Below are 7,301 nucleotides of genomic sequence, written 5' to 3'. Positions count from 1 at the left end.
TACTGCTTTGATCTGTGCAGAAAAATAAATCCGTGAAAATCCGTGTCCTTTAATAGCCCGTCCGCGTTACTTCAGCAGTGAGATCAGCACCCCGGCCGCCATGGCGGTGCCCAGCACTCCGGCCACATTGGGGCCCATGGCGTGCATCAGCAGAAAATTATTCTTGTTGGCCCTCTGGCCCTCCACCTGGGAAACCCGGGCCGCCATCGGAACCGCCGAGACCCCGGCCGAGCCTATCAGCGGATTGACCCTTCCCCCGCTTAAAATATAGAATAACTTACCCAGCAGCATGCCGCCGAAAGTGCTGAAGCTGAAGGCCACCAGGCCCAGGGTCACTATCTTCAGGGTGGACAGACTCAGGAAATTGCCGGCCTCCATGGTGGCCCCGACCGAAGCGGCCAGCAAAATAGTAACGATGTTGCACATCTCGTTCTGCAGGGTCTTGGAAAGCCTTTCGGTCACCCCGCTCTCCCGGATGATGTTCCCCAGCATCATGGTCCCGATCAGGGCGATGGCCTGGGGTAGCAGCAGGGCAGTGATGATGGAGATGGCGATGGGAAATATTATCCTCTCCCTCTTGCTGACCGGCCGCAATTGTTTCATCACAGTGGCCCGCTCCTTTTTGGTGGTCATCAGCCTCATGATGGGCGGCTGGATCAGCGGCACCAGCGACATATAGGTGTAGGCCGCCACCGCTATCGGCCCCAGCAGGTGCGGGGCCAGCTTGCTGGCGGTGAAGATGGCGGTCGGCCCGTCGGCTCCGCCGATGATGCCGATAGCCCCGGCCTCCGCCAGGTTGAATCCCAGCGCCGTTGCTATCAACAACGCGGCAAAGACCCCGAATTGGGCGGCGGCGCCCATCAGGAAAGTGGAAGGATTGGCCAGCAGCGGGCCGAAATCGGTCAGGGCCCCGATCACCATGAACATCATGGTGGGCAGTACCTCGGTGGAAACGCCCACGCTATAGATCAATGTCAGCAGACCATCAGGGCCGATCACATTTGACAGCGGCAGGTTGGCCAAAAAGGCGCCGAACCCGATGGGCAGAAGAAGCAGCGGTTCAAAGCCCTTAAATATCGCCAGGTAGACCAGGGTCAGGGAGACCAGGATCATGATCACGTTGCCCAATGTAAGATTGGCCACCCCGGACATCTGGACCAGCAGGGAGAGATGATGTATGATTGTATTCATTTCAGCCTCCCTCTTTTGACAGCTTCCTGAAGTGAAGCTAATCTCCAGGAACTGCTCTGACCTGCTGCTAGTTTGACCTGTCCGTCGACCCTGCTCAGTTCCGCCGATAAGGCCCCCATCACCACCGCGGCGATCTCCTGGTCTTCATCATCGCTCGATTGCACAGTCGCTGTAATGGCAGATGGCGATGTTGTGGCCTCCGGGATGCCGTTCTTATCACCGGCCAGCCGACCCACCAGGGATATCACCCCGGCCATGATGGCCAGGGCTATGAAGACTATGCTCAGGGCAATCAGGCAGACGGTCAGGGCCCCGCCCATTCCCACAAAATCTGAAGACATCTTTTCCCTTCTATTACTTTCCGCAGGTTTCCTGCAGTTTCTTGGTCAGGGCCGGAAGCACTTCGAAGACGTCGCCCACTATCCCGTAACTGGCCACCTTAAAGATGGGCGCATCGGGGTCCTTGTTGACGGCGATGATGCAGTCGGAGGACTGCATCCCCACCAGGTGCTGGATGGCCCCGCTGATGCCGCAGGCGATGTACAGCTTGGGGGCCACCGTCTTGCCGGTCTGGCCAACCTGGTGGGAGTAGGGTATCCAGCCGGCATCCACCGCCGCCCGGGAGGCGCCCACCGCACCGCCCACCGCCCTGGCCAAGTTCTCCACCAGTTTGAAATTCTCCGGGGCCTTCATCCCCCGGCCGCCGGAGACGATGATGTCGGCCTCGGTCAGCTTGATCATATTGGTGGCCTCCTCGATGACCTGAGCCACCGAGGTGCGGGAGGCTAAAGTGGCTTTATCATAGGTCTTTTTTATGATCTGGCCCTGGTGCGACTTGTCGCACTCGGCCTCCTTCATCACCTTGTGCCGGACGGTGGCCATCTGGGGCCGGTGGTTGGGACAGATGATGGTGGCCATGATATTCCCGCCAAAGGCCGGACGGGTCTGCAGCAGTATCCGCTTTTCTTCATCGATGGCCAGAGAGGTGCAATCGGCGGTCAGCCCGGTGCGGGCTTTGATGGCCACCTTGGGGATCAGCGCCCGGCCGATGGTGGAGGCCCCGCCCAGCACGATCTCCGGTTTGTATTCTTTGATCAGGTCGGCCATGATCCTGGCATAGGGCTCGTCGCAAAAATGCTCCAGGGCCGGATCGTCCGCCGCATAGACCTTGTCGGCCCCGCGCTGGATCAGATCCTGGCAGGCCGGGCCGATGTCCTTGCCCATAATCACGGCGGCCAGCTCCACCCCCAAAGCGTCGGCCAGCTTGCGGCCCTCGCCCATCAGCTCGTAGGAGATGCTCTGCACCTGTCCGTTCTTCTGCTCGGCGAACACCCACACCCCCTTGAAATCGGAGATATCGGCCTTCTCTACCTGATCCTTGCGGATCAGTATGGCATCGAAACCACAGGAGGCCACGCAGGCCCCGCACAGGGTGCACTTGTCGTCGTCGATGACCGCCAGGTTGTCCTGCAGGGTGATGGCCCCGTAGGGGCAGGAAGGAAGGCAGGCCCCGCAGCCCACGCATTTATCTTGGATGATCTCTATATCGCTCATTTTGCTCCTATGTTTTCTTAACCTCACCCTTCCCTCTCCTAAAGCATTAGGAGAGGGGCAGGGGAGAGGTCATCAGATTATCTGTCGCTCTTTCAAACCTTCCACCACTTTTTCCACCGCTTGCTGGACATCGCCCTGCAGGATCACCCCGCCGGAGCGCACTGGTGGCGTGAATATCTTCACCACGTTGGTGGGCGACCCATTCAGCCCGATGTTCTTCTCATCGGCCCCGATATCGGCGGCCTTCCAGACGGTGGGCTGGAATGATTTGGCCTTCATCTTGCCCTTCAGCGACGGCAGCCGCGGCTCGTTGATCTCCTTGACCACGGTGAACATGGCCGGCAGGGAAGTGTCCACCACCTCGTAGCCCTCCTCGGTCATCCGCCAGGCCCGAGCCTTCTTATCGTCGATCTGCTCTATCTTCTTGACGTAGGTCACCTGGGGGATGTCCAGAAATTCGGCCACCCCCGGCCCCACCTGGGCGGTATCGCCATCTATGGCCTGCTTGCCGCACAGGATCACATCCGCCCCGCCCATCTTCCTGATGCCCATGGACAAGGTGTACGAGGTGGCCCAGGTATCCGCCCCGGCAAAGGCCCGGTCGGAAAGCAGGATGGCGTCATCCACCCCCATGGAGATCGCTTCCTTGAGGGCTTCGATCACCTGGGGCGGCCCCATGGAGATGACGGTGACCTTCCCCCCCAGCTTCTCCCTAAGCCTTAAACCCTCTTCGATGGCATACATGTCGAAAGGGTTGATGATGGAGGGCACTCCCTCCCGGATCAGGGTATTGGTGGCAGGATCGATCCGGACGTCGGTGGTGTCCGGCACCTGCTTGATACAGACGACGATATTCATAATCTTTTATTATCCAGTGAGTTATAAATTTATAAATTTACTACAGATGCTAATTTTATCATAAATATTTTGGGGTGTCAATTATAATAAAAAGCAAAGTAATTTTGAAAACAAAAATAAAAGGCTGCTTGGATGCAGCCTCTTTATGTTGATGAGCGATTTTAGATTTCCGAATATTACAGATATGGTTATCACTCCACCGCCGGCGTTTCCGGATGCATTATCAGGGCCGGGGCCGCCGGCTCGATGACCCGCATGGCCTTCCACTTCCCGCCCCGGAACCGCAGGTAGAAAGCCACTCCCAAAATGATCACATACACCGAGGCCACGACCCAGGCCGAATAGATCCCGGCCTTCATCACCACTATGGCCAGGTAGCTGGGAATTGAAAGCAGCCCCAGGGAGAGCGCCAGCACCATGTACATCACGAATTTGGTATCCCCCGCCCCCTTGATGGCCGAGGAGAAGATGATGTTCAGGCCGTCGAACAGCGAGTAGACCGCCACGAATCGCAGCAGGATCACCGTGGTCCGACGGATGTTTTCGAACCTGGCCGGATCGGCCTTGGCGGCGAACGGCATCAGGAACAGGTCGGGCCAAAAAAAGTACAGCAGGGCCACCGCTGCCATGTAGATAAAGGTCAGGTGAAAAGCCGAGTAGACGCTGCGGCTGGCGGTCTGAGGATCATCTCTCCCCAGGTATTGCCCCACCAGCACCGAAGTGGCTATCCCGAAACCGATCATGGGCATGAAGGCCAGAGTGTTTACGTTGAAGGCGATGTTCGAGGCCGCCAGGTTGTCGCTGCCCAGCCGGCCCACCAGCAGGATGAAGAAAGTGAATCCGGCCATGTCCACAAAGAACTGGATGCCGTTGGGAAACCCGAATTTCAAAAGGGAGATGAACCTGGTTCGGCTGAACCTCCATCCGCTTAAGGTGTCGTACAGCTTATTATATTTGGGTCGGAAAATTAACAGGGCGTAAGCTATCACCGAGAATATCGCCGAAAACACCGTCGCCCAGGCAGCCCCGGCCATCCCCATCTCGGGGAATCCCCCGTGGCCGAATATCATCAGGTAATCAAAAATGATGTTGATGGCCGTGGCGGCAATATTGATCCACATCACCGGCACGGTCTTTCCCAGACCGGAATAGAAGCCCGACAGGGCCGAGGCCATCAGGGCCGGCAGGGCCCCGACACATAGGATGGCGAAATATACCGCCTCGTTCTTCTGCACCAACGGTTCGTGTCCCACCCACCGGAAGATATCTCCGGACCAGGGGATCAACAGCAGGGTAAGCAAACCTCCGATGGCGGCGATATAGATCCCCTGCCAGATCATGGGGCCGATCTGTTTTTCCTGCTTGGCTCCGTAATACTGGGCTACAAAAGTACTGACATACCCGGCGGTGCCCAAAAAGATGCACATCAGGGCGAAGTTCAGCATGCCGGCCGGCATGGCCGCGGCGATGGCCTCAGGGGAATACCAGGTCAGGAACATCCGGTCCACAAAATGCTGGACCGACCACGAGGCGGTGCTCATGATCAGGGGCAGGGCCAGTAACAGCACCTCCCGGTAGCCTCCGGGGGAATGCCAGCGGGATTTTATTCGAGGGAGAATAACTTTGTTTCCTATTGTTAAAGATAAGCTAATTTTACTACCATTTTTGTATTGCTGATCGCTTTACGCTTTTGACCTCACCCTTCCCTCTCCTAATGCTTTAGGAGAGGGATCGAGGGAGAGGTCGGGTGTTCACTCTATGGCCATGAAGGCGCACTTCAGGTACTGGGTCTCCTTGCTGGCCAGCAGCACCGGATGGTCCTTGGCCTGGTGCCGGAATTCCAGAAGCTTGATGGTCCGGCCGGCGTCCCGGGCGGCGTCCACCAGCATCACCCGGAATTGCTCCTCCTCGATGTGATAGGAGCAGGAGCAGGAAACCAGGATCCCGCCCCGTGGCAAAAGTTTCATGGCCCTTAAGTTTATCTCCTTGTAACCCTTCAGGGCCGACTCCACTGATTTTTTGTTCTTGGCGAAGGCCGGGGGATCCAGGATCACCAGGTCGTACTTAACATCGGATTCGGTCATGATCTTAAGTTCCTGCATCACGTCGGCCTTGCGGAAGCGGCAGGTTTTCTGCAGGCCGTTGAGGGCCGCGTTCCTCCCGGCCATCTCCACCGCTGCCGGGGATATATCCATCCCGGTGACCTCGGAGGCCCCTCCGGCGGCGGCGTTGACGGCAAAACCCCCGGTGTGGCAGAAGCAATCCAGCACCGTCCGGCCCCTAACGTAGGGATGCAGGGCCGCCCGGTTGTCCCGCTGGTCGAAGAACCAGCCGGTCTTCTGGCCGTACATCAGGTCGGCCGAGAATTTCAGGCCGTTCTCCTCCAAGGTTATCTCCGATCTCAATTGGCCGTGCAGAGCGCCGATGGCCGGAGTCAGCCCCTCCAGCTTGCGGGAATAGCTGTCGCTCCGTTCGTAGATGCATTCCGGGTCGAACTGTTCCCTGAGAGATTCGACCACGAAATCTTTGCGGCAGTCGGTCCCCAGCGACATGATCTCCAGCACCAGCTGCCGGTCGTAGCGGTCAATGATCAGCCCCGGCAGGCCGTCGGATTCGCCGTAGCACAGCCGGTAGAATTTGGACCCGGGATAGAATCTCTGCCGCAGGTCATCGGCCTGCTTCAGCCGTTCCCTGATGAGCTCCCGGTCGAATTCCCGCCGTTCCCGGGAGTAGATCCTGACCGAGATCAGCGAATGGGGATTGTAAAAACCGCTGCCGATCAGGTGGCCCCGGGAGTCCGACACCTGGACGTCCTCGCCGGGATACAGCCTATCCGGCATTTTCCAGATTTCGTTGGAGAACACCCAGGGATGTCCGGCCTTGATCCGCCGTTCCTGATTTTTTCGTAATAAAATTGTTTTCATAATTTGATTATACTCTGTTTTAATAATATTAGCAATTTGGTGTATTGCCGGAAAATCCTCGACACAATGATCGCGTAACCTTATTTTGCAAAACCCTTGGCGCACCCTTCGACCCGGCTCAGGGCAAGCTTTGCGTCTTGGCGTTTTGTTGGTTATATGCAGAACGAAGAAGGCCGGCATGAAGCCGGCCTTCTGTGCAGTATCTTATTCCTCGTCCTCCTCGAACTCTGGCTCTGCAGCCGCCACCGGGGCCAACTCCTCTTCGTCCTGGCTCTGCTGCTCCACGATCTTCAGGTTGCGGTAGCGCTTCAGGCCGGTGCCGGCCGGGATCAGCCTGCCCACGATGACGTTCTCCTTTAAGCCCAGCAGGTAGTCGGTCTTGCCCTGGACCGCAGCCTCGGTCAGCACCCGGGTGGTCTCCTGGAATGAGGCCGCCGAGATGAAGCTGGAGGTGGAGAGGGCCGATTTGGTGATGCCCATCAGTAGCGACTGGAAGGTGGCCGGACGCCCGCCTTCGCGCATCACCCGCTCGTTCTCGTCGCGCACCTGGGTCTTGTCCACCTGGTCGCCCTCGATGAAGATGGCGTCGCCCGGGTCCTCGATCTTTATCTTCTGCAGCATCTGGCGGACGATCACCTCGATGTGCTTGTCGTTGATGTGTACGCCGTTCAGGCGGTAGACCTCCTGAATCTCGTTGACCAGGTACACCTGCACCGCGCCGGGTCCCTTGATCCGCAGAATGTCGTGGGGGTTGATGGAGCCCTCGGTCAGCTT

The 7,301-nt window shown here is 58.0% G+C and carries 7 protein-coding genes; all 7 read right to left on the bottom strand.

The window, feature by feature from the left end; genetic code table 11:
* Window positions 1–66: 66 nt before the first annotated feature.
* Window positions 67–1,191 (bottom strand): sodium ion-translocating decarboxylase subunit beta, encoded by a 1,125-nt coding sequence (locus KJ869_00995; protein ID MBU1575768.1) that lies wholly within the window; start codon window positions 1,189–1,191, stop codon window positions 67–69.
* Window positions 1,188–1,532, bottom strand: coding sequence for an OadG family protein (locus tag KJ869_00990; protein ID MBU1575767.1), 345 nt, complete (start codon window positions 1,530–1,532; stop codon window positions 1,188–1,190). Before KJ869_00990 ends, KJ869_00995 begins: the two co-directional genes overlap by 4 nt.
* A 13-nt stretch (window positions 1,533–1,545) precedes the next feature.
* On the bottom strand, window positions 1,546–2,745 hold the full coding sequence (locus KJ869_00985; protein MBU1575766.1) for an electron transfer flavoprotein subunit alpha: 1,200 nt from the start codon (window positions 2,743–2,745) through the stop codon (window positions 1,546–1,548).
* A 72-nt stretch (window positions 2,746–2,817) separates the two neighbouring features.
* Complete coding sequence (locus tag KJ869_00980; protein ID MBU1575765.1) at window positions 2,818–3,603, bottom strand: electron transfer flavoprotein subunit beta/FixA family protein; 786 nt, start codon at window positions 3,601–3,603, stop codon at window positions 2,818–2,820.
* 191 nt (window positions 3,604–3,794) lie between these two features.
* On the bottom strand, window positions 3,795–5,144 hold the full coding sequence (locus tag KJ869_00975) for an MATE family efflux transporter (GenBank protein MBU1575764.1): 1,350 nt from the start codon (window positions 5,142–5,144) through the stop codon (window positions 3,795–3,797).
* Window positions 5,145–5,354: 210 nt separating this feature from the next.
* A complete protein-coding gene (locus KJ869_00970) occupies window positions 5,355–6,527 on the bottom strand; it encodes a class I SAM-dependent rRNA methyltransferase (protein ID MBU1575763.1) in 1,173 nt (390 codons plus the stop codon).
* Window positions 6,528–6,731: 204 nt separating this feature from the next.
* Window positions 6,732–7,301: DNA-directed RNA polymerase subunit beta' (locus tag KJ869_00965; GenBank protein MBU1575762.1), on the bottom strand; the 570-nt coding region annotated here is incomplete at its 5' end.

The sequence above is a fragment of the Candidatus Edwardsbacteria bacterium genome (assembly GCA_018821925.1).
Taxonomy (GTDB): Bacteria; Edwardsbacteria; AC1; order AC1; family EtOH8; genus UBA2226.
The sequence above is the reverse complement of the archived record's forward strand: the minus strand, read 5'-3'. Positions and strand labels throughout refer to the sequence as shown.